We start from the raw sequence: 21,310 nt of genomic DNA, 5'->3' as shown, positions 1-21,310 counted from the left end.
TATATGACATTTTTGTGAAATTCTATATGCTCGATATGTCGTTGTTAGCTTGATGGGTGAAAGCTAGTGGGGGTTTACGAAAGCAAGATTCGTTTCTGGGAGCAATGCGGGTATTTTGTTTACGCTTGTTCGCTAAAATGTTGGTTGAGTCCTAAGCTAGGTAGAGGAATTTACTACTTAGAAGTTTCTATGAAGTTACAAGGGGTGTTATGTCCGTCATTCATATCGAACTGAATCGTCTTTTAATTGGGGCTGAGAGGCTCTGTACATCTCGGAATAGCAGTTTACCTGTCGAGTTAGGCAAATCCCTATATGAAGAGTGTGAGGGGGGAGTGCTGTTTTCTCAGGCGCATTATCTACTCGACTCATCTCACAGTGATTATACAAACGAGATTGCCTGCGTGACCTTTGATGAATCGTTATCTTGTTGGTTGGTGATGGTGCCGCTTGAAGGCGATGCTGAAACTGATTCCGTGAATTGGGGACCTTATCCCTACCTTCCTAAATCGAAGGATCTTGATGCAATTCTGGCTGAGATAGAAAAAGATCCTAAATCATACTTCTGGTCATAACCAATGGGTTCCGGCAATTGCGGGTGGCGTAACCCCAGAGTTAACTTGTTAAACCACCTTCCACTCAATACTTTCTTCAATATGTTTAAATTTGAGTCTTTAAGCCTTGTGTTTGAGCTTGTGCGACTAACGAACGGAAGTCTTTGGGTGCCTTGCCGTGATACGTCTTAAAAGCAGTGCTGAAGTGAGCCGCGCTTTTAAAGCCAGATTCATAAGCAATTTGAGTGATAGATTTATTCGATGTTCTGAGCTGAGTGGCCGCGTGGGCGATTCGCTTGATCTTTAATAGATTTGAAAAGGAAAGATCTTCGGCCGATAAACGGCGTTTAAGTGTGGCTGGTGACATCCCCATATAGCTGGCTAGAGTATCGAGTGAGATATTATTTTCTATGTTCTGTTCAATGTAATGGATAACCTTTTGTGTCACGGTCAACCTTGAAGCTCGGGCAATGATAACCAATAGAGCAGGGTGCTGTTCCACCATCAGAGAAAGCAAGCCTAAGCCTAATTGAGTGAGTGCGTAGTCATTCTTAGTTGATGAATTTGCAAGCGATATGATGAGTCCTTTTAGTTGACAGATTTCGGTGTCAGTTTGATTGAACTTAATGTACTTGTCTGGGATTCGAGTGGATTCTAAATCGCTGAAATTATTGATGAATTTCTGGAAAATGGTCAGATCGAAATCTACACAGGTTGCGCTAAATTCACCATTTTCGGTGTTAACCGTGATGTCTTTAATCTGTCCTGAATTGTAGATCGTAAAATCCCCCGCTTGTAACGAGGCTTCAGTGCCATTGGGTAACACGAAAGAAATGCTGCCCTTTGATACTATGAAAATACCGTTTTTAGAGGCGGGGTAACGTTCTCGCTTCCTAGGTATGAAGTTTCTAAATTGGGTAACAGTGATTGATGACATAGTTCGCTTCTTTGACGTTGTAAATTGATTGCTTATTTTTTTTAAGTATTGTTTAAGCATGAGACATTTACAAAAAAGGCGCTAATTAATAGCGCCTTTAGAAGTGAACCTTTGAGGCTTTTAGCCTTGTAAGGTCTAAGCTTCGGTTTCGTTTGTTGTTTCAGGCTCGCTAGGCAAGTCCGCAAATACTTGAGTAGGTTTAGCTACTAAGTTACGGTTTTCCTGATTAACTTCGGAGAGAACTACTTCTAAAACGTCTCCTAGTTTGTATACCATTTCTTTATCGATAGATACAGTACCCATATCACCGTTGCACTCTATTCTTTCTTTATTATCAAGAATGAGAGATCCAGGGATAAATGCAGCAGCTCCATTTTCAAGTAGACGCACACGCATACCTGCACGGTTAATATCGAAAATCTCTGCTTGGAAGCGAGTTTCTTCTGCTGGAGCATTTGCTAGAGTGCGAGCATACAACCAATCGCCAACATTACGCTCAGCCATGCCGTGGTGGCGACGGTGAAGGGCAAGTTCATCACCAATGGTTTCATCTGGTGTTTGAATTGGTGCTTTACCTAAGATATGCGCTTTCAGCATACGGTGGTTAATCATGTCGCCGTATTTACGAATTGGAGAAGTCCACGTTGCGTAAATATCTAAACCCATCGCGTAGTGTGGCGCAGGCTCATTGCTGATTTCGCTGTACGCTTGGAACTTACGAATACGGTTGTCGTAGTAGCTGTTGTCTAAAGAACCTAACCAACGACGTAGAGTAGCAAAACCTTCTAGAGAAACGATCTGCTCTTCAGTGAACGGTGTTTCTGCTTGCGGGTTTACCAGTTCAAGAACGTCAGAGACTTTCTCAGCCTTGAAACCAGAGTGGCAGTTAAACACACCTTGGTTGAAGTTTTCTTTTAGTACTCGGCCCGCACAGATGTTCGCGCTGATCATAGACTCTTCTACTAGCTTGTTTGCGCTACGACGCATATCTGCGTGAATAGCAACAACATCGTTATCTTCGCTAAGTTCAAAGCGGTAGTCAGGGCGATCTGGGAACACAACAGCGTTTGCTGAGCGCCATGCTGAACGTGCTTGAGCGAATTGGTGAAGATCAGAAACAATCGCAGCGATCTCTTCAGATGGTTGCCACTTCTCTGATGCACCCGTTTCTAGCCAGTCAGATACATTGTCGTAAGCAAGACGAGCATGAGATTTGATGTTTGCAGCGAAGAAGTTGATGTCGTCGCCGATAACGCCATCTTTAGATACCGTTACTGTGCAGCAAAGAGCAGGGCGAACTTCATTTTCGATCAGTGAACATAGGTTGTCAGCAAGATCACGAGGTAACATTGGGATGTTACGGCCAGGAAGGTAGATTGTGAAACCGCGCTCGCGAGCCACTTTATCCATCGCGTCATCTGGAGAGATGTAAGCCGTTGGATCAGCAATTGCGATTGTCAGTTCAAAATCACCGTTCTCTTTTTTCTTCGCGTAAAGCGCATCATCCATATCTTTTGTGCTTTCGCCATCGATAGTCACAAACGGGATGTGTGTCATGTCTACACGTTCAAGATCGGCGTCGTCGTTGATTAGCCAGTTGTCGATGCCTTCAGGTTCGCTGTTTGGTAGGTCGTTTTGTGCCAGCGTTACCCACCAAGGTGCAATCTTGTCGTCAGCGTCTGTGATTTTCTCAGAGATCTGAGCCAAGAAGCCATTGTCACCTTTTAATGGGTGCTGAACGATATGAGCAACAACCCAATCACCTTCTTTAAGCGTTTCAGGATTTAGACCCTTCTTTGCTTTCGCTTTAAGTTGCAGTTTTTTTAGCTGCGGGTGATCAGGAACAACGTTCAAGCGGCCTTTGAAAAGCTTAACTCGCGCAATAAAGCGAGTAAGGCCTTGTTCAATCAATTCCTCAGGTTCTGCTACTTCGCGCTCTTTCTCTGTGCGAATGATGGCAATCACCTTGTCACCGTGCACACATTTCTTCATGTACGGAGGCGGGATAAAGAAGCTTGTTTTGCTATCAACTTCGAGAAAACCAAAACCTTTTTCAGTGGCTTTGATAGTGCCTTCCTTTTTAGGGAGGGTTTCTTGGATTTGCTGCTTGAGTTGAGCGAGTAGAGGATTATCTTGAAACATTTGACTTTTATCTAACGAGAACAATTGAGCACACTATAATCATTGCGAGGCACGATTACTACTTAAAGCCGAAGTGAGCGTAAATTAATTACCCTCTTATTTAACTCTATCAATTTGGTCGAACTCTATCGCCCTGACGAGATATTCATCAAGTTTTGACGATATGATAGCCAGTATTGATGGAAAACCGAAAAATATGTGATGTATTTCAATTTTTTCTGGCTTTTTTTATGCATTTAGGGAATAATCCGCCTCCCTTAGACGTCCCTAATGGCTTGAAGTGTTTTATTACTGCTTCGTAACTCTGAATGGAATCAGTATCTGATTGGATCAGTATTGGAATTGATAGAGCTCCCGGGACCTTTTGTTTACTTATATATAGTGGGATCCCAATGTCCGAATCTGTAATTCAATTTAATGAATTAGCCCTAAACGATAACATTCTTTCAGCTCTTGATAGCATGGGTTTCGTTTCTCCAACTCCAATCCAAGCAGCAGCTATTCCTCTTCTTCTTGAAGGCCGTGACGCACTAGGTAAAGCACAGACTGGTACTGGTAAAACAGCAGCATTCTCTCTGCCTTTACTTAACAAAATCAACCTAAACCAACACAAACCACAAGCAATCATCATGGCTCCTACTCGTGAGCTAGCGATTCAAGTTGCTGCGGAAATCAAAAACCTTGGCCGTGACATCAAAGGTCTTAAAGTTATTGAAATCTACGGTGGTGCTTCAATTGTTGACCAAATGCGTGCTCTAAGCCGTGGTGCTCACATTGTTGTTGGTACTCCAGGTCGTGTTAAAGACTTACTAACTCGTGACCGTCTACACCTAGATGAAGCACACACATTTGTTCTTGATGAAGCAGATGAAATGCTAAAAATGGGCTTCGTAGATGACGTTACTTGGATCCTAGAGCAAGCTCCAGAATCTGCACAACGTGTACTTTTCTCTGCAACTATGCCTCCAATGGTTAAGACTATTGTTGACCGTTACCTACGTAACCCGGCTAAAGTTGACGTTGCTGGTACTAACCACACAGTTGATAAAGTAGCGCAGAACTTCTGGGTTGTTAAAGGCGTAGAAAAAGACGAAGCAATGTCTCGTCTTCTAGAAACTGAAGAAACTGACGCGTCAATCGTATTCGTACGTACTCGTCAAGACACTGAGCGTCTAGCTGATTGGCTATCTGCACGTGGCTTCAAAGCTGCTGCACTGCACGGTGATATTCCTCAGTCTCTACGTGAGCGTACTGTTGACCACATCAAACAAGGTGTTATCGACATCCTAGTTGCAACTGACGTTGTAGCTCGTGGTCTTGATGTTCCACGTATCACTCACGTATTTAACTACGACATCCCATTCGATGTTGAATCTTACATCCACCGTATTGGCCGTACTGGCCGTGCTGGACGTAAAGGTAAAGCGATCCTATTAGTTCGCACTAACCAAATTCGCATGCTGCGCACAATCGAGCGCGTAACTAAGTCATCTATGGAAGAAATCCAACTTCCTCTACGTGACCAAGTTGCTGCTGCACGTGTTGCTAAGCTTGGCGCTGAACTTGAAACTGAGAAAGAAAGCAAAGCACTAGAAAACTTTGCAGGTCTTATCTCTACTCTTCAAGAGTCTCTAGAAGTTGATGCTGCTACTTTAGCTGCAATGCTTCTTAAGCGTCAGCAAGGTAAGAGCCCACTATTCTACGTTGGTGAAGACCCAATGATCGCTGCTATTGAGCGCGATAAGAACCGTCGTAAAGAGCGTCGTGAAGATCGTGACAACGGCCGTGACGGTGGTGGTCGCAACTTCAATACTCAAGATTGGGATACTTACCAACTACAAGTTGGCCGTGAGCAAGGCGTTCAGGTTAAAGACATCGTTGGCGCACTAGCAAACGAACTTGGCCTAACTAAAGGTTCTATCGGTGCAATCAAGCTAGACCAAGGTTCTACTTACGTTCAACTGCCAAAAGCAATGAACTCTGAAACTGCTGGTAAGCTGAGCAAACTACGTATTCGTCAAAAAGAAGCTGGCGCTGTTGTTGTTGATTTCAACGACTTCCGTGAGCCTCGTCGTGGCGGCGGCGGTCGTGATGGCAACCGTGGCGGCGGTCGTGGCGGTCGTGATGGTGGCGGCTACCGTGGTAACCGTGATGGTAACCGCGAAGGTGGTAACCGTGAAGGCGGTCGTGGTGGATACCGTGGCAACCGTGATGGTGCTCGCGATGGTAACTCTGCTGGCGGACGTGATGGCGAACGTCGTTTCGACCGTAACCGTGGTGGCGATCACCGTGGTAACTTCCGTGGCGAACGTGGTCATGGTAACGGCAATGGCGGTGGTAACCGTGGTCGTCGTCCAGAGCGCAACGAAGGTTAATCAACCTGTCGCTTAGACTCTTTAGTCTAGACACTGAATTTCAAAGCCGAGCGTAATGCTCGGCTTTTTTGTGCCTGCTATTTGAACTTAAGCCTTTGTTGGCTCGATATACGTAGTCAGCTTACTTCAACTAAGCTTTACGCCTATAACTTATCTGAGTGCCAATAAATTAGCTGTATCGCGTTCTAAGCCTTTACCAAAAGAATGTGCTACAAGATGCCGAAACAAAGAGTGAAGGCTATCTAAGCGACGTTACATGCGCATATTCGAACCGTTGTGCTCGAAGGCAATCAAAAGAAGATCGGCTCTGTCGTTCATTATTCTCAACACACCTGTGATCTTTTTGATGTAAACACTGAGAAATTGAGATTTCGAGTAAGAAGTTGTCGGTAATGCTAAGAAGGCGAAAGGGAAGGGGTGGTTGTTTTCTAGGCGTATTACCTACATTTATTCGAGTCGCTCTAATTAACTCAATCAAGTTAAAAATAACGTGAGCACTCGTTTGCGTTACTTGTTCGCTAACTTTCTTATTCAACTATTTTTTAATTTCGCTCTCGAAATAAATGGTTTGATGACTAAGATCAACTTAATTGTGTTCATTTAGTGATTTTTCCAAAACAAAAGTTGAAAGATTCAAAAATTATTGAATAATGGGCTTAACTAAAATTGAAGTAAATACTTCATCCAATTCGTACTGAAACAGGATCCATATCCAATGTCTAATTCGTTTGTTCTGGTTATTAACTCGGGTAGTTCATCCCTAAAATTTGCTGTCATTGATTCTGTTTCTGGTGAAGCAGTATTGAGTGGCCTAGGGGAGTGTTTTGGTCTTGAAGATGCTCGCATGAGCTGGAAATATCAAGGCGAGAAAACTGAAATTGCCATTCAAGGTGAGGATAACCACCACAAAATTGCCATTGGCAAACTAGTTGGCCTGATGGAAGATCTAGGCTTCACTGCTGATATCGTTGCTATCGGTCACCGTATCGTTCACGGCGGTGAGAAGTTCACTCAAACCGTTCGTATTACTGAAGAAGTAACGAACGAAATTGAAAGCCTATCTGACCTAGCTCCACTTCATAACCCTGCCGGTGCCATTGGCATCCGTGCTGCGATTGAAGCTTTCCCTTCTCTACCTCAATTTGCTGTATTTGATACGGCTTTCCACCAAACGATGCCACAACGTGCATTCACTGGTGCAATCGCAAAAGAGCTATATACAGACTTCGGCGTACGTCGCTACGGTTTCCACGGTACGAGCCACTACTTCGTTAGCCGTGAAGCTGCGAAGATGGTAAACAAGCCAGTCGAAGAGGCGAGCTTCATCTCTGTTCACCTAGGTAACGGCGCGTCTGTATGTGCAATCAAAGACGGTAACAGTGTTGATACTTCTATGGGTTTCACTCCACTTTCTGGCCTTATGATGGGCACACGTTGTGGTGACTTGGATCCAGGCATCATCGAGTATCTACTCAAGAAAGGTTGGTCACAAGAGCAAGTCTTCAACTCTCTAAACAAGGAGTCTGGTTTCCTTGGCGTGTCTGGCCTTACGAGCGATGCTCGTGGCATTTTAGAGGCAATGGAAGAGGGCCATGAAGGCGCTAAGCTTGCATTTGAGGTGTTTACTTACCGCGTATCAAAGTACATTGCTTCTTACCTTGCAACGTTAGATTCTTTAGACGGCATCATTTTTACTGGTGGTATCGGTGAGAACTCTCTACCAATTCGTCGTGAAATCCTAAACAACCTTAAGATTCTTGGTTTCGTTGAAGATGTAGCGGGTAACGAATCGGCTCGCTTTGGTGCAGAAGGCATCATCGGTAAGTCTGAAATGTTAGACGCAGTAGCAATGGTTATCCCAACCAATGAAGAGTTCGTGATTGCTCAACAGTCGGTAGAACTTTTGTAATCTGAGTAACTGCTTAAGCAAAAGCATAAAAATTCAAAAGCGAGCCCATGTGGCTCGCTTTTTTGTTGCTATGATTTGGGTATAGCAACCTTGGTGATGTTGCGGCGATCAACCAGTGCATCGAAAGTGGCCAGTTTATGATATTGCGTGTATATATAAATAAGGGCGTTTATAAGTAAGTGGATACTGCCCAAACTTTTGATTTAAATGGACTTAAATGGAGAGGAAAATGTTTAAACAAGTTTTGTTAGTAAGTGCAATATCGTTATCTAGCGCCACTACGGCTGCGGAAAAGCCGAATATTGTTTATCTACTGGTTGATAACTGGGGATGGGGTGATTTAAGTGTGCAGGGAAGTACAATACAGACGCCAACCATAGATGACTTTGCTAAAGAAGGTCTTAGGCTAACCAACTTTAATGTACAGAACCAATGTACTCCAACTCGCTCTGCGCTGCATACAGGTCGATTGCCGATCCGGACGGGGAATCAAAAAGTGCCTGCTCCAGGGGAACCTGACGGCCTTGCACAATGGGAATATACACTACCAGAACTTCTTTCTGACGCTGGCTACAGTACGGCATTATTTGGTAAGTGGCATGTCGGTGCTAGTATTGAAAAACTTCCAAATTATCAAGGCTATGACTACTTCTGGGGAACGAATGAAGGGACTAACGCAGCATCTTATACCTCAACCCCCCAATGGGATCCTGAAGTCGCTGAAACACCTTATATTTGGGAGGGGGTAAAAGGAAAACCTGCTGACAAGGTTAAACTTTTCGATATTCCAGCGAAGGTGATATTAGATAGAGAGATTACTGAACGCTCTATTGCCCATATTCAAGAGAAGGCGAAGTCAGGTAAGCCATTCTTTACCTACGTGGGTTTCACACATTTCCATCCCCCATTTACAGTACATGATGACTTTAAGAACAAATCTAAAGCGGGCATCTATGCTGATACTCAGATGGAGGTGGATTACAACATAGGCCTAATTTTAGATGCAATTAGAAAAGCTGGTATTGAGGAGAATACCCTTGTTATTTTGAGTGGTGACAATGGTGCTGGTAACTTTCCGCAGGGATCTGCGCTTGCTGCAGGTGAAATCGGAGGAGGTGGTTCAAATGGTCCATGGCGGGGTGGTTTAAGTACGGCTTATGAGGGAGGATTACGAACTCCAGCTATGATTCGATTCCCAGGCAAAATCGAAGCTGGTCGTGTCTCTGATGAGATCGTTGGTGATATTGATATGTACACAACGATTGCAAGCTTTGCCGGAGCTGCGGATCTAGTACCAAAAGACCGACCAATTGATGGTGTTGACCAGAAGGACTTCTTCTTAGGTAAACCGAAATCTAATCGTGATCACTTTGTTGTTTTTGTCGGTGATGAGTTGTTTGCTGTTAAGTGGCGAAACTTCAAAATGCACTTTATGGCGGCAGAATCAACGCACTCTCGAATAGAGAAGTTCACTTTCCCACAAGTCTTTGATATTAAAAACGACCCTAAAGAAGCCTATGAATTACTAGGTAACGAGGGTTACTCACATACGTGGATATTTGATCCGGTCATGAAAAGAATCGCAGATTTAAAGGCCAGCATGCATCGATACCGAAACATTCAGCCAGGTGAAGAATTTCAGGGTTACGACTAGCGAATAACAAATATATTTAAGGGAGTTTACTCCCTTTTTGTGTTTATTTTGTTAACTCTATGTTTGCTTTGTACGCTTTCTCAATGGTTTTAACTAACCATTGATTAAGTGCTGCATCGCGGTGGCTTGACGGGTGGCAAGCAACGAGTTTGATGTCGCATTCGAACTTATCAAGAGCGAAGCGCTTAAACTCTTCTAATTTCGGAAAGTATGGAAGTGGGGTTACGCAATTGGTATTTTCTATGCAGCTTAAGAAAGCGTTAAGATCTTCAAACTTATATTGAACATGATGGGCAAGACCTTCACGCGTTAAGTGCTGAGAGAAGTTAATGTATTCCGAGTTCCAGCCATTGACACGTAGTATGGCTAATGGGGAACGTAACGCTTCTTCTAGGGTGGTCGCAGGGTGCTCTTTTCTTGCATACAAAGAAAATCGGTTCTCACCAATCACCTTTTGTTTGATTTCCTTTGAGCAAACATCACTCCAAAAACCAACTGCAACGTGCACTTTTTCAGCAAGTAAGTCTTGATAAGTTGACGCTTGGCGATTAATGAAACTGAAGGTTGCTTTAGGGGCGTGAGATGCCAACATTTGCATTAAGTGTGGTTGAAAAATGTCTTGTAGAGCCGCATTTATAGCAATCACGATCTCACCCTGAAAATCTTTAGGCTCAAATTTCTCATTGGCAAAGGCTATTTGAATATCACTTCGTACCGCTTTGAGCTTTCGTTCTAGCATCACCGCATACGGTGTTGGTGAGAGGCCGGAGGATTTGCGGATAAACAGTTGATCGCCCGTTTCATCGCGTAGCTTTTGTAAGCTTTTTGATAAGGCACTGGGTGTTTTCCCTAATCGTTTTGCTGCTGCACTGATGTTTTGAGTTTCAGCGATAGTCAGGAACACTCGGATTAGGTTTAGATCAAAATTGATACTCAGCATGATAGCTCAACAAGTAAAAGTGATGGTTGGTATTTTACAGCCATCTTAAATATCAGAGATTATCGTACGTCAATTATAGGCAGTATTGATCGAATAAGGCCAAGCGATAGGGTAAGCGCTTGGCCTTTTTGTTATCAATCCGCGTCTTTCTGGCGCTTATCCATCTTTGCGATCAGCAAGACAGAGAGGACGAGTGTTGCGTAGAATGCAATATACCAAATCATAATAAGTCCTTACTTGATATCGAGTTGAGGGCCGCGGCGAATAAGCCACGCAATATAAAGACTAAGGCTTGAGAACAATACCGTAGTGATCATGATGAGAGTAGTGATCGGGAAGCCAGCAGATTCCCCGTTTTGATAGTTACCACCACCGGTAAAGGTTGGCAGAACTTCATATATGATCCAAGGTTGGCGTCCTACTTCTGACAGCGCCCAGCCGACCAAATAAGCCACCAAAGCCATTGGGAGCGCAAGCATTGAGAACTTAACCATCCAAGGTGAAGCGGTGTGCAATGTGTTTTTGTAACTCTTCACAGACCAGTAAGCAAACACACCTGTCAGCAGAATCCCTAAGCCAACCATAATGCGGAAGCTAAAGAATAAGAAAGTCACGTTTGTCATTGTGTCTTTGGCGGCACTTTTAATATCCGCATCGGTTGCAGACAAAATGTCATCGGTGTATTTACCCAATAGGTAAGCAAAGCCAAGATCTTTATGATGCGCAAGCAGGCGTTGCTCAGCTTCTTGATTGGCGCGGTCTTGTTGGTATTCCTGCATGGCTTGGTAGGCAATCATACCGTTGCGTACACGTTGTTCGTTTTCTTCTAGTAGCTGTTTAATGCCTTTAATAGGGTTTTCGTCATCGCTACCTAATAGAAAGCCAAGAATGTAGGGTACGGAAATCTCGTACTTGTTCGTCATCTCTTTCATATCAGGAATGGCAAATAGAACCAAGTGTGGGTCTGCATCCGTTTCCCACAGAGCTTCAAGCTGGGCCAGTTTCATTGGCTGAGTTTCTGCTACCGCTCTACCTTGTTCATCACCGGCTACGGCTAAAAACAGAGAAAGGAGCAAACCGCTGACAGAGGCGATAAGCACCGTTTTTTGAACGAAGAACGCATGTTTGTTACACAGCAAAAAGTAGCAGCTCATACTTAACACGGCAGCAATACCGACAATGTAAGTTGCTGCAAAGTTGTGGGCAAAGCGTAAGGCAGTCATTGGTTGGAAGAAGTAAGCGGAGAAGCTGTCACGAACATACATCAAGGTATCCAAATCAAATGATGATGTGGTATGAGGTGCGTGCATCCAACCATTAACTGCAATAGCAGAAGATTCCGCTATTGCAGGCATTAAAGGTAAGATCCAAGTTGCAATAACATGAATTTTAGGTGGTAGTCGCTTCCACCCTGCTTGGCTGGTAATAAACGCAATCAGAGTGACAACAATTAAAGTCGAAGGAATTCGACCTGTGAGGTCTTCTGGGTCAAGTACCTTGACGTAACTCCACCATACTGTCCAATCATCAGAAAATGGGGGAGTGGCAATACCCAAAAATATAATTACGATAAAAGTCGGCAACAGCATTTTGCTGATGTACATAGAGGATGTTTTGTAGTCGATACGGCCTGTTGTTACATAAAGCGTTTCAAGGATTGCTGCGATCAAGGCGGCACCTAGGTAAATGGGCACCCACACATGGTGGGACGTCATACTAAATGCAAATTCTAAACGAGCATTATCGACAAGATCGATATAGTCCATCTTCAATACCTATAGAGATAATTATTGGGGGCTTATTTAATTAGAAAATAATTAAATAGGTTTATTGGTTATTCGGTGTTTTAAAAAACTAATTAAGCATGCAATGAATATAACGACTTCGATGCCTAAAATAAGGGAGATGGTTTGGTTTGGAATTCCATCAATAATTAAGCTTGTGATTCGACCTGACGAAAAACTGGCGTAAACTGCTAAGGACAATAAATACATATTGTTTAATTGTTTGTTCAGTATGGCTCCAAAAGTGATAAATAGGCCGCAAAGCAAGATGAATGCGCCTACTCCTCTAAACTCACTAGCCCTATCTACAGAGTACGTGAAAGGTACGCCTGAATTAAAGTCAAAAAATTCAAACGGGCAGACCAACATTCCCATTCCTACATACGCAACGACTATTCCTGCTACTAAGAGCGTTTTTTTCATAAATATACTCCAACGAATTTAATAGAATATTATCAGAGTTAATTTGCCTGAGGGGAAAATCAGTTTTTCCTTATATATATGTATTATTTCCGCCAAGATATATCTGTTCGTACTTCTTACTTGAAAATATATAGGGCTGTTTAAATATAGCTAAGGCGAAAAATATGATTTTAACCACTCAGTGTTTTAATAAAAAAGTAAAGAAAAATATGCATGTCATGGCGAAACCTATTGGGGCAAAGTGCAATCTTGATTGTCAATATTGTTATTACCTCAGTAAAGAAGAATTGCTGGCGGATCGCCTTGGTGCATGCGAACAAATGAATGAAGAAAGCCTAGAAGCCTACATCAAGCAATATTTTGCAGCTCATAATGCTCCTCAAGTTAATTTTTCATGGCAGGGAGGAGAACCAACAATGTTGGGTTTGGACTACTTCCGTACAGTTGTTCGATTACAGAAAAAGTATTGTCCTAAAGATGTAGAGGTCCTGAACGACCTGCAAACTAATGGCACTCTACTTAACGATGAGTGGTGTCGATTTTTAGCAAAACATCAGTTTCTTGTTGGCATCAGTATTGATGGTGACGAGATGCTACACAATACCTATCGTACCAATCGCGCAGGCCGAGGCACTTGGCAGCAAGTCATGGGAGCAATTGAACTCCTTAAAAAACATGAAGTTTCATTTTGCACTTTAACCTGCGTGAATCGCCTGACGAGCCAATCGTCGCTTGAAGTGTATCGCTTTCTGCGTGATGTGGTGCAATCGCCACTGATTCAGTTTATCCCAATTGTTGAACCCAAAACGTTTCGTACACAATCACCACAAGCAAGCCAATGTATGCAAGGCGACCCTCGCTTATCGCCATCTCACCCAGACTCAATTGTCGAGCATTGGTCTGTTGAAGCCAAAGATTGGGGATCGTTCTTAAAAACGGTCTTTGATGAGTGGTATCGCTATGATGTTGGCCGTGTTCATGTGCAGTATTTTGAGGCGCTGTTTGCTACTTGGATGGGAGAGCATAACCCGCTCTGCACCCTAGGTGAGATGTGTGGCAAAGGTTTAGCCATCGAGCCCAACGGGGATGTTTACCGCTGTGACCACTTTGTTTATCCAGATTACTTAGCAGGAAATATTCACCAATCATCACTCGATGAGATGGCGTTTAGTGCTGCTCAGCAAGCCTTTGGTTATGCCAAAAGCAAGTCGTTAACAGCTCAATGCCGAGCATGCCCTTATCAATTTGCATGCTTTGGTGAGTGTCCAAAAAATCGCATTATTTCGTCTTCATCAGGCGAGCGTGGCCACAACTATTTGTGTGAAGGGTGGTACGACTTTTTCCGCCATATTGACGAGAAACTCGCCCATCTTCTGCGAGTTAACTCGCTTCCAGTGAAACACGGTCAATTTAAAACAAATAAATCTTAAATTAGAAAGGTAGAGCTCTATGCGTAAAAAATTAGTTGCACTCTCGGTTGCGGGGGCGCTTGGTGTCGCTCATTCCGCCCAAGCTGCTGAAAAGCCTAACGTACTGTTCTTAATGGTAGATAACTGGGGTTGGGGCGATATATCTAGTCAAGGCGGTCAAATTCCAACCCCAGAGATTGATAAAGTGGCAGAAGAGGGAATCCGCTTCCTCAACTACAACGTTCAAAACCAATGTACGCCAAGCCGAGCTGCAATGCACACTGGCCGCCTTCCGATTCGTTCAGGTACGTACAAGGTACCAATTCTTAAAGGTGCGGCTGATGGCCTAGCGCCTTGGGAATACACCATTGCAGAAATGCTCAGTGACGATGGTTACAAAACGGCTTTATATGGCAAATGGCACATTGGTTCTGTCGATGGTCGCTTGCCAATCGATCAAGGTTATGACGATTGGTATGGCTACCGAGGTGGTTCTGATGAGGCGGGCTATACAAGCAGCAAAGACTTCGACCCTAGCGTTGCTGAGGTTCCATACATCTGGCATGGCGCAAAAGGCGTTACTCCGGAGAAAGTAAAAGAGTTCAACCTAGACACCAAAAAAGGTATGGATGCAGAGCTGGTGGATAAAACCATCGAGTTCATCAACCAAAGCGTCAGCCAAGACAAACCTTTCTATACCTATGTTGGCTTTACCACTTTCCACTCACCTTACACGGTATCGGATGAGTTTAAAGGTAAGTCGAAACAAGGTACTTATGCCGATACTCAACTTGAACTCGATCATAATATCGGTCGTTTGATGACGGCTTTAAAGCAAAGTGGCCAGTTAGATAACACCATCGTCATCATTGCTGGCGATAACGGCTCAGGCAACATTGTTGAAGGCAATATCTTAAAACCAGGTGAAGAGCCTTTAGGCAGCAATGGCCCATGGCGAGGTGGTTTAAGTACCGCTTTTGAAGGGGGAATGCGTACTCCGGCGGTAGTGCGTTACGGCAACAAAGTTGAGGCAGGGCAGGTAACCGATGAGATTATTTCTGATCTGGATTGGTTCAGCACCCTAGCGCATTTGACTGGTAATGAAGACAAAATCCCAACCGATCGTCCTATCGACTCGATCGATCAAAGTGACTTCATTTTAGGTAACAGCGATAAATCTAACCGCAACTATGTTCTGACGTACGTGAACGATGAGTTATTTGCGGTGAAATGGAACAACTACAAGATGCATTTCAAAGTTGCCTATGAGACCCATGGCCGATTTGAAACGCTTACCTTTCCTTTGATTTACGATCTTGAGCGTGATCCGGGTGAACAATACGAAATCTGGGCCAATGAAGGTTACCAACACTCATGGCTAGTACAGCCGATTGGCAAGATCATCGCTGAAACTGCTCGTTCAATGCACCAGTACCCGAACATCCCAACTGGCGCTGACTTCAAAGGTTATAACGCCAAGAAGTAACGAAGCTGACCACCTTTTTAACTTCCATGACCGCTAGTGGGTAGCGGTTATGTCCATAATGATATTCAAATATTAAGAATAAAGCAGATGAAACTAACAAAAACGATGATGTGCGCAGCTCTAGGACTCTCTTTCCAAGTTGCAGCGGCGGATTACATTCGACTTGAAAGTGGTGTCAACCGAGATATTTACAAGTTAGAGACTGAAGTGAAAATGACGGATTCTGTCGCAGGTATTTTTAGTGTTGAAGGCAACAAAGAGACTGCTGGGTTAGAGTACAACCTCGCAACGGCTTACGGTAAGTATCGTATGCCTTTGTCTGAGAAAATGAGCGCGGAGTTTGATTTCGGTCTAGCGTATGAATCTATGGGTGACAACTATGCTGCTATTGCGAAGCAGTTGGGCATTTCAGATGATTTCAAGACGGAGGCTGGCGCAATTTGGGGTGGCGCAACTTTTAACTATCTTGTTCTACCAAACTTTATGACAACTTTTGATTTAATGGCAACGCAAGACGTGGTCAACGAGACTATTATCGGCATGTACCGGGCGCGAGCGAAATTTGTTTATCAACCTATAAAAAAACTCAATTTGGTGTACCGCACCGGCCTAAATTACGCTCAAAATGATATAACGAGAGATGTCGTTAAAGCTGGTCATTTAGTGTCAGATAACTATCTTGTGAGCCATGAGTTTTATGTTGGATACATGGGGGAGTCAGGTTTAGAGCCTTACCTAATGCTTAAAGATATGGAAAATGACGCAAGTTATGATGCAATTTTAGGCTTCTACTACCGCTTTAATTAGTAGGGTACTTATCCTTTTTAAATTATTGGCAGCTATGTCTATATTTAGTCATCAACTGAGATAATTTTACAAGATTTGAAACATGGTGTGGAATGTGCATTTGAACGCTTTTGGCTATGTTGCAGCTAGCTTGGTAAAATATTGAATGGTAGTGGAATATGTGAAAGCAGTATTATTAGATTGCCAACCAATGAAGAGTTCGTGATTGCTCAACAGTCGGTAGAACTTTTGTAATCTGAGTAACTGCTTAAGCAAAAGCATAAAAAATTCAAAAGCGAGCCCATGTGGCTCGCTTTTTTTATTTGTACGTCGGTATGGTTTCGAGTTTGGTATGACGAGCCCTATTACTCGTTTACGTGATACCAGTCTACAAAAGGCTTGTCAGTTTTTAAGAATCGACTAAAGACTTTATCATTTCATACAGCCATAAGTGTTTCTTACTCTTTCTATTTTTCTTATGGATATAGGCACATAATCGTAGAGTTGTTAGTTCTTCGACATTCGTTACTTTTATCGCTCTGAGCCCCTCTCCACAGTGTTTGACAAAGTTTTCTAGCCCCGGAACAACTAAGTCTGTTCTTAGTACAATCTCTCGAATACTGATTGCTGACGTACTTCTATGGACAACATTTATCTCTAGTCCTTTATTAGCGACAACTTGTTCAATCAGTGATGTATGGAAGGTATTAAAAAATGGCATTTCAACAAGAGCAAAGTCGTACTCCAAAAGCTCTTCTATGGTCGCAGTTTCTTTCTTGAAAGGGTGATCTTCTCTCACTACGGCAACGAAATTTACTTCGCCAAGAGGTAGCTCATAAATATCTTTCGTTGTATTCGAAAACTGAAATTGAACGGCAAGGTCTACTTGATCCGTTTTCATCATTGAAGGGGTTTCAGTTGTCATATTATGAGATGCAAACGTAACGTTAGGACATTGTTCTGAGATCTCAGTGAACATCATCGGTGAGAGCCAAGGAATGATTTGCTGACCCATATCTACAGTAATAGTGCCGTCTAGTTCGCTAGGTTTAAACTCACCGTGTGTATTCACTGCATTTGAGAGCTGAGTTAAAGCGGGAGAGAGGGCCAAGAAAAGGCTGTCAGCATAAGGTGTCGTATCAAACCCTTTTGGTGTTTTAACGAACAACTCATCTTCAAAATGATCTCGCAGTTTATTTATATTTTGGCTGACTGCAGGAGGAGAGATGAACAGCAACTCCGAAGATTTTTTCAAGTTACGTTGCTGATATACAACAGAAAAAAGCTTGAGGAGGTTTAGGTCAAGATTCTTAAACTTATCGTTGCTCATCGGTGTTCCTTCTACCAATAGACGTATTAAGTTCAGCTTAACAGCAAGTTACATATATTCAAATATTCTAAGTTCAGTGGCTTGATTAGAGTAGTAAGCAAATGTAATGGAATACGGGTCAGCAATTGTTCAATATTCAATGTCGCTGATTCGGATGGGTTTGATTAGGAACACATATTAATCTTTGAATCAGCGAGTCAATTTATGAAAAAAACGATTCTATCTTTATCTCTAATTAGTGCATTTAGTTGTGTGGCAGCGCCTGTAACAATGAACAACTACGTTGTTGCTGAATCTGATTGGTACTTTACTGGCGTACAAGAAAAAGTCGGTGTGAACGCATGGATGCATGATGATCCGGTCAGCATAGACAATCAGCAAGTCATCCGTTCAAATCGCGATGTCGTCTACTCAATTGCCATCGTTGACGTCAGTAAAGGTGCAACGTTTACTGTACCTGATTCTGACGAATTTCAGATCATTCACATTATTGATGAGCATCATCTCTTTCACCAAGTCGTAAAAAATGGCGAGACCCTTGAAGTCAATGCTGATGATATTCAAGGTGAGTATGTCTACTTGCTGGCGAGAACGCGTGACAACGGTGACCACGCTGACACCAAGCGTCGCCAAAGTCAGCTTCAGTTTGAAGCGAACGCTGCAAGGCCATATCCGTCAAAAGGCTTTGATGCCGATGAAGTTATTGCTTTTCGCGATGAATTGGTTCGTCAGGTCAATTCTGGTGAGCAGCCTATTGCTGGGCACAACGCTTTCGGAAAAACGCTAGAAGACGTTGACCCACATAACTACGTTTATGCCGCTGCATATGGATGGGGAGGTTTACCAATGGATACTGCTCAATATGTTCCCCTGCAAGTCACTTCAGAAAAGTGCCAAACTTGGACGATAGAAAAACCGGCTTTGGATTGGAAAAATAACGGCTATCTATCTGCAACTTTTTATGGTGCGGATGGTTGGATTCATGAAAATGATTTTTATATTCCCCATTCTGAAATGAAAGATAATGGGAATTCACTTTCATTCACTACCAATTGCAAGACAGGTATGGGGAATGCAACCGTAGAGCAAGGTGGTAACTTCCTCGTAAGAATGTATCTTCCTATTGATGCAGAATTAGTAAAAGAACAAGCAGATAATATGTATAAAGTGAAAGGGAAATAACTGTTCATCAAATAAATAGCAATAAATAAAAGGGCTGACCATGTGTTAGCCCTTTTTTTGTATTTTAACTTTCTGGCTTTTTATTTTAAGTAACTGAATAACAATGTTTTTTGTTGCTAGTTTGACTTGTTAAGTGCAGCTTAATAGCCAGTTAAATATTGGCGAATATTCATAGTTAACCGAAGTCGTTAATATTCACTCATCGCTTCCAAGGATGGTCCGAAAACAAATAGCATTTTGAAATTAATTATATTTACCGGACTTAATTACATGAACATGAATAAAACAATTTTAGCAACTCTAATTACAACTGCATTTTCAAGTAATGTTATTGCACAAAGTGTGGATGTTGAATTAGCAAATTTAGCGACTGAAAAAGCGATCCAATCTCAAATGGATAATATTGATGCTGCGACGCTTGCTAAACTTAATGAACAAAATAATAAGGTAGTGGAGCTAAACGGTGTAGTTTACGAGCAAGATGAATCTGGTGTTTGGAAAGCTATTGGTACCGGTGCTCTTGGTCTTACAGCGGCTTTATTTAGTGGGTCTTCGAGCTCGTCATCAAACAAATTATTAGATACTCCAAATTACGAACAGGGTGCTATTAAGCCAAGTATTGATAACAAGCCAGGTTTTCCGGATGTAGATAACGATATTCCTCGTGATATCAATCTAATCACGCACGGTGATACTGCATACATGTACGTTAACGGTGAAGAAGTTCGCACTGCAACTCTCGATGTAATATCAAAGGATAACTTCACAATTACTGGCTCAGAGGGCGCTACGTTCCATGTAACCGGCGACGATGTATTGATAACAATGGTGAACGGTGAGAGCGTTAAGCTTCACAATGTTAATCGTACCGACGAGCGTAATATCTCGTTCTCTGTAGAAGGTGAAAACTACAACCTGCACCGAACTTATAGTGGAGAAGTTTGGGTTCAGAAAGAGCAAGGTAACGGAACTGGTAATTGGGCAACGGTGAAGACTGGCGCAGATGTACTGGCTAACATCCAAGAACGTCAATTAATTAATGCAATTGATAAGACATTACCTGGCGTAGATAACGATATCCCTCGTGATATCAATCTAATCACGCACGGTGATACTGCATACATGTACGTTAACGGTGAAGAAGTTCGCACTGCAACTCTCGATGTAACATCAAAGGATAACTTCACAATTACTGGCTCAGAAGGCGCTACGTTCCATGTAACCGGCAACGATGTATTGATAACAATGGTGAACGGTGAAAGCGTTAAGATTCACAATGTTAATCGTACCGACGAGCGTAATATTTCATTTTCTGTAGCAGGTGAAAATTACAACCTACACCGTACTTACAATGGTGAAGTTTGGGTTCAGAAAGAACAGGGCAACGGTACTGGTCACTGGGCGACAGTTAAGACTGGCGCAGATGTATTGGCTAGCATCCAAGAGCGTCAACTGATCAACGCAATTGATAAAACGACACCAGACGTGGATAATGATCCGATTTTCCCTGAAATTAGCGGTGATGAAGGTGCACAAGAGTTAAAAATTGTAAATGGGGGCATTTTCTTTGGCGGCGAAAAAATTGGCTTTATTGCATCTGACGGTAACGTGAATCTATACGAACACGGTAAGGTTGGCACAGCGGTATACAACGGTGAAGGTGTACTAACTGCGATCAAAGGTAACAACGGTCGTGAATTAGCACTTCGCGATGATCGCATAACTTTGGTTGGTGATCGTGGCTCAGTAACTATGTCTCGTTCAGATGGTTCAATCCGCATCGATCATAACTATGATAACACTCCTAGCATAGATGGTGACTTTAACGATAATGACCGTGAGCGTCCAATCGGCGATAAAGTTCCAGATTATGGTCAAGGTCCAGCAGGTTTCCAAATTGAAGAGAAAGCCGGTTCGTACCATATTCTTGATGCTGAAGGTAACAAAGTCGGTCATGTTAAGAAAGAAGACGGCAACATCATTAAAGATGGTGTAGGAGTTATTGGTTCAGTAGCTCAGGTGGACGATACGGGGGTTTACAGTTTCTACAATAAGTCTGGTGACTTTGTCGGTGATTATACCCCATCAAATGGCGAAATTGGGCGTCCTGACTCACGTAACGAGATTAAGTCTAAGTTACAGAGTGCAGATAAATCGAAACTTCGTAATATCAAATCTCGCATTCAAGCTCGTTTTACTAAGTAATAGTTTTATCACGTTGGTATTGGGAGGCAGGTTGCATATCGGTAGCTTGTTTTCGCAAATTGAATGTTTAAAAAACTGAACTAATTAATTCATGTAGGACAATGGATTGTCCACCCTTTCAAAGCCTATTAAGTCTGACTTAATAGGCTTTTTCGTATTACTCAATATTCCAATTATTTCACTGCTTATATCATTGC

15 protein-coding genes are annotated in these 21,310 nt (G+C 42.8%); 9 read left to right on the top strand and 6 right to left on the bottom strand.

Features of this window, described 5'->3' with window-relative positions; translation table 11 throughout:
- Window positions 1–209 precede the first annotated feature (209 nt).
- Window positions 210–572: a DUF3024 domain-containing protein gene (locus L4C44_RS07335; protein ID WP_146490862.1), complete on the top strand. Its 363-nt coding sequence runs from the start codon at window positions 210–212 to the stop codon at window positions 570–572.
- A gap of 85 nt (window positions 573–657) precedes the next feature.
- Here the strand turns inward: L4C44_RS07335 and L4C44_RS07330 are convergent, their stop codons facing one another.
- The gene (locus L4C44_RS07330; RefSeq protein ID WP_146490861.1) at window positions 658–1,488 is read right to left on the bottom strand and encodes a helix-turn-helix domain-containing protein; all 831 of its coding nucleotides are present in this window, start codon (window positions 1,486–1,488) and stop codon (window positions 658–660) included.
- 135 nt (window positions 1,489–1,623) lie between these two features.
- Complete coding sequence (gene rnb, locus L4C44_RS07325; RefSeq protein ID WP_146490860.1) at window positions 1,624–3,630, bottom strand: exoribonuclease II; 2,007 nt, start codon at window positions 3,628–3,630, stop codon at window positions 1,624–1,626.
- A gap of 392 nt (window positions 3,631–4,022) precedes the next feature.
- Between rnb and L4C44_RS07320 the strand changes: the two genes are divergently transcribed.
- From L4C44_RS07320 to L4C44_RS07310, 3 genes are all read left to right on the top strand, one after another.
- Window positions 4,023–6,005 carry a DEAD/DEAH box helicase gene (locus L4C44_RS07320; protein ID WP_476756264.1) on the top strand — a complete coding sequence of 661 codons (1,983 nt, stop codon included), beginning with the start codon at window positions 4,023–4,025 and terminating at the stop codon, window positions 6,003–6,005.
- Between the two features lie 715 nt (window positions 6,006–6,720).
- Window positions 6,721–7,914: an acetate/propionate family kinase gene (locus tag L4C44_RS07315; RefSeq protein WP_048661156.1), complete on the top strand. Its 1,194-nt coding sequence runs from the start codon at window positions 6,721–6,723 to the stop codon at window positions 7,912–7,914.
- A 244-nt stretch (window positions 7,915–8,158) separates the two neighbouring features.
- Window positions 8,159–9,568 carry an arylsulfatase gene (locus tag L4C44_RS07310; protein ID WP_428804728.1) on the top strand — a complete coding sequence of 470 codons (1,410 nt, stop codon included), beginning with the start codon at window positions 8,159–8,161 and terminating at the stop codon, window positions 9,566–9,568.
- A gap of 43 nt (window positions 9,569–9,611) precedes the next feature.
- On the opposite strand, the gene L4C44_RS07305 is transcribed toward L4C44_RS07310, so the two are convergent.
- The 3 genes from L4C44_RS07305 to L4C44_RS07295 form a co-directional block, all read right to left on the bottom strand.
- On the bottom strand, window positions 9,612–10,508 hold the full coding sequence (locus L4C44_RS07305) for a LysR family transcriptional regulator (protein ID WP_428804727.1): 897 nt from the start codon (window positions 10,506–10,508) through the stop codon (window positions 9,612–9,614).
- Between the two features lie 233 nt (window positions 10,509–10,741).
- Window positions 10,742–12,274, bottom strand: coding sequence for a cytochrome ubiquinol oxidase subunit I (locus L4C44_RS07300; protein WP_428804726.1), 1,533 nt, complete (start codon window positions 12,272–12,274; stop codon window positions 10,742–10,744).
- Window positions 12,275–12,325: 51 nt separating this feature from the next.
- Complete coding sequence (locus L4C44_RS07295) at window positions 12,326–12,715, bottom strand: DUF4345 family protein (RefSeq protein WP_428804725.1); 390 nt, start codon at window positions 12,713–12,715, stop codon at window positions 12,326–12,328.
- Between the two features lie 164 nt (window positions 12,716–12,879).
- Here L4C44_RS07295 and L4C44_RS07290 point away from each other — a divergent pair, with 164 nt between their 5' ends.
- The 3 genes from L4C44_RS07290 (at window position 12,880) to L4C44_RS07280 (ending at window position 16,417) form a co-directional block, all read left to right on the top strand.
- A complete protein-coding gene (locus tag L4C44_RS07290) occupies window positions 12,880–14,145 on the top strand; it encodes an anaerobic sulfatase maturase (RefSeq protein ID WP_428804724.1) in 1,266 nt (421 codons plus the stop codon).
- Window positions 14,146–14,164: 19 nt separating this feature from the next.
- Window positions 14,165–15,610 (top strand): arylsulfatase, encoded by a 1,446-nt coding sequence (locus L4C44_RS07285; protein WP_428804723.1) that lies wholly within the window; start codon window positions 14,165–14,167, stop codon window positions 15,608–15,610.
- A gap of 87 nt (window positions 15,611–15,697) precedes the next feature.
- Window positions 15,698–16,417 (top strand): hypothetical protein, encoded by a 720-nt coding sequence (locus L4C44_RS07280; RefSeq protein ID WP_428804722.1) that lies wholly within the window; start codon window positions 15,698–15,700, stop codon window positions 16,415–16,417.
- 388 nt (window positions 16,418–16,805) lie between these two features.
- Here L4C44_RS07280 and L4C44_RS07275 read toward each other — a convergent pair whose 3' ends face one another.
- Entirely contained in the window at window positions 16,806–17,726 is a 921-nt protein-coding gene (locus tag L4C44_RS07275) for a LysR family transcriptional regulator (RefSeq protein WP_146490858.1), read from the bottom strand.
- Between the two features lie 204 nt (window positions 17,727–17,930).
- Between L4C44_RS07275 and L4C44_RS07270 the strand changes: the two genes are divergently transcribed.
- Window positions 17,931–18,908 carry a DUF1254 domain-containing protein gene (locus L4C44_RS07270; RefSeq protein WP_428804721.1) on the top strand — a complete coding sequence of 326 codons (978 nt, stop codon included), beginning with the start codon at window positions 17,931–17,933 and terminating at the stop codon, window positions 18,906–18,908.
- Between the two features lie 276 nt (window positions 18,909–19,184).
- Window positions 19,185–21,113, top strand: a complete 1,929-nt coding sequence (locus L4C44_RS07265) for a hypothetical protein (RefSeq protein WP_428804720.1) — start codon at window positions 19,185–19,187, stop codon at window positions 21,111–21,113.
- Window positions 21,114–21,310: the final 197 nt, after the last annotated feature.

Origin of the sequence: Vibrio satsumensis, from assembly GCF_050337435.1 — a bacterium.
GTDB lineage: Bacteria > Pseudomonadota > Gammaproteobacteria > Enterobacterales > Vibrionaceae > Vibrio > Vibrio satsumensis.
The sequence above is the reverse complement of the archived record's forward strand: the minus strand, read 5'-3'. Positions and strand labels throughout refer to the sequence as shown.

Excerpts from the sequence above, each read along its gene's own strand:
- L4C44_RS07335 (WP_146490862.1), top strand. The coding sequence starts at position 210 with ATGTCCGTCATTCATATCGAACTGAATCGTCTTTTAATTGGGGCTGAG.
- L4C44_RS07330 (WP_146490861.1), bottom strand. The coding sequence starts at position 1,488 with ATGTCATCAATCACTGTTACCCAATTTAGAAACTTCATACCTAGGAAG.
- rnb (WP_146490860.1), bottom strand. The coding sequence starts at position 3,630 with ATGTTTCAAGATAATCCTCTACTCGCTCAACTCAAGCAGCAAATCCAA.
- L4C44_RS07320 (WP_476756264.1), top strand. The coding sequence starts at position 4,023 with ATGTCCGAATCTGTAATTCAATTTAATGAATTAGCCCTAAACGATAAC.
- L4C44_RS07315 (WP_048661156.1), top strand. The coding sequence starts at position 6,721 with ATGTCTAATTCGTTTGTTCTGGTTATTAACTCGGGTAGTTCATCCCTA.
- L4C44_RS07305 (WP_428804727.1), bottom strand. The coding sequence starts at position 10,508 with ATGCTGAGTATCAATTTTGATCTAAACCTAATCCGAGTGTTCCTGACT.
- L4C44_RS07300 (WP_428804726.1), bottom strand. The coding sequence starts at position 12,274 with ATGGACTATATCGATCTTGTCGATAATGCTCGTTTAGAATTTGCATTT.
- L4C44_RS07295 (WP_428804725.1), bottom strand. The coding sequence starts at position 12,715 with ATGAAAAAAACGCTCTTAGTAGCAGGAATAGTCGTTGCGTATGTAGGA.
- L4C44_RS07290 (WP_428804724.1), top strand. The coding sequence starts at position 12,880 with ATGATTTTAACCACTCAGTGTTTTAATAAAAAAGTAAAGAAAAATATG.
- L4C44_RS07285 (WP_428804723.1), top strand. The coding sequence starts at position 14,165 with ATGCGTAAAAAATTAGTTGCACTCTCGGTTGCGGGGGCGCTTGGTGTC.
- L4C44_RS07280 (WP_428804722.1), top strand. The coding sequence starts at position 15,698 with ATGAAACTAACAAAAACGATGATGTGCGCAGCTCTAGGACTCTCTTTC.
- L4C44_RS07275 (WP_146490858.1), bottom strand. The coding sequence starts at position 17,726 with ATGAGCAACGATAAGTTTAAGAATCTTGACCTAAACCTCCTCAAGCTT.
- L4C44_RS07270 (WP_428804721.1), top strand. The coding sequence starts at position 17,931 with ATGAAAAAAACGATTCTATCTTTATCTCTAATTAGTGCATTTAGTTGT.
- L4C44_RS07265 (WP_428804720.1), top strand. The coding sequence starts at position 19,185 with ATGAATAAAACAATTTTAGCAACTCTAATTACAACTGCATTTTCAAGT.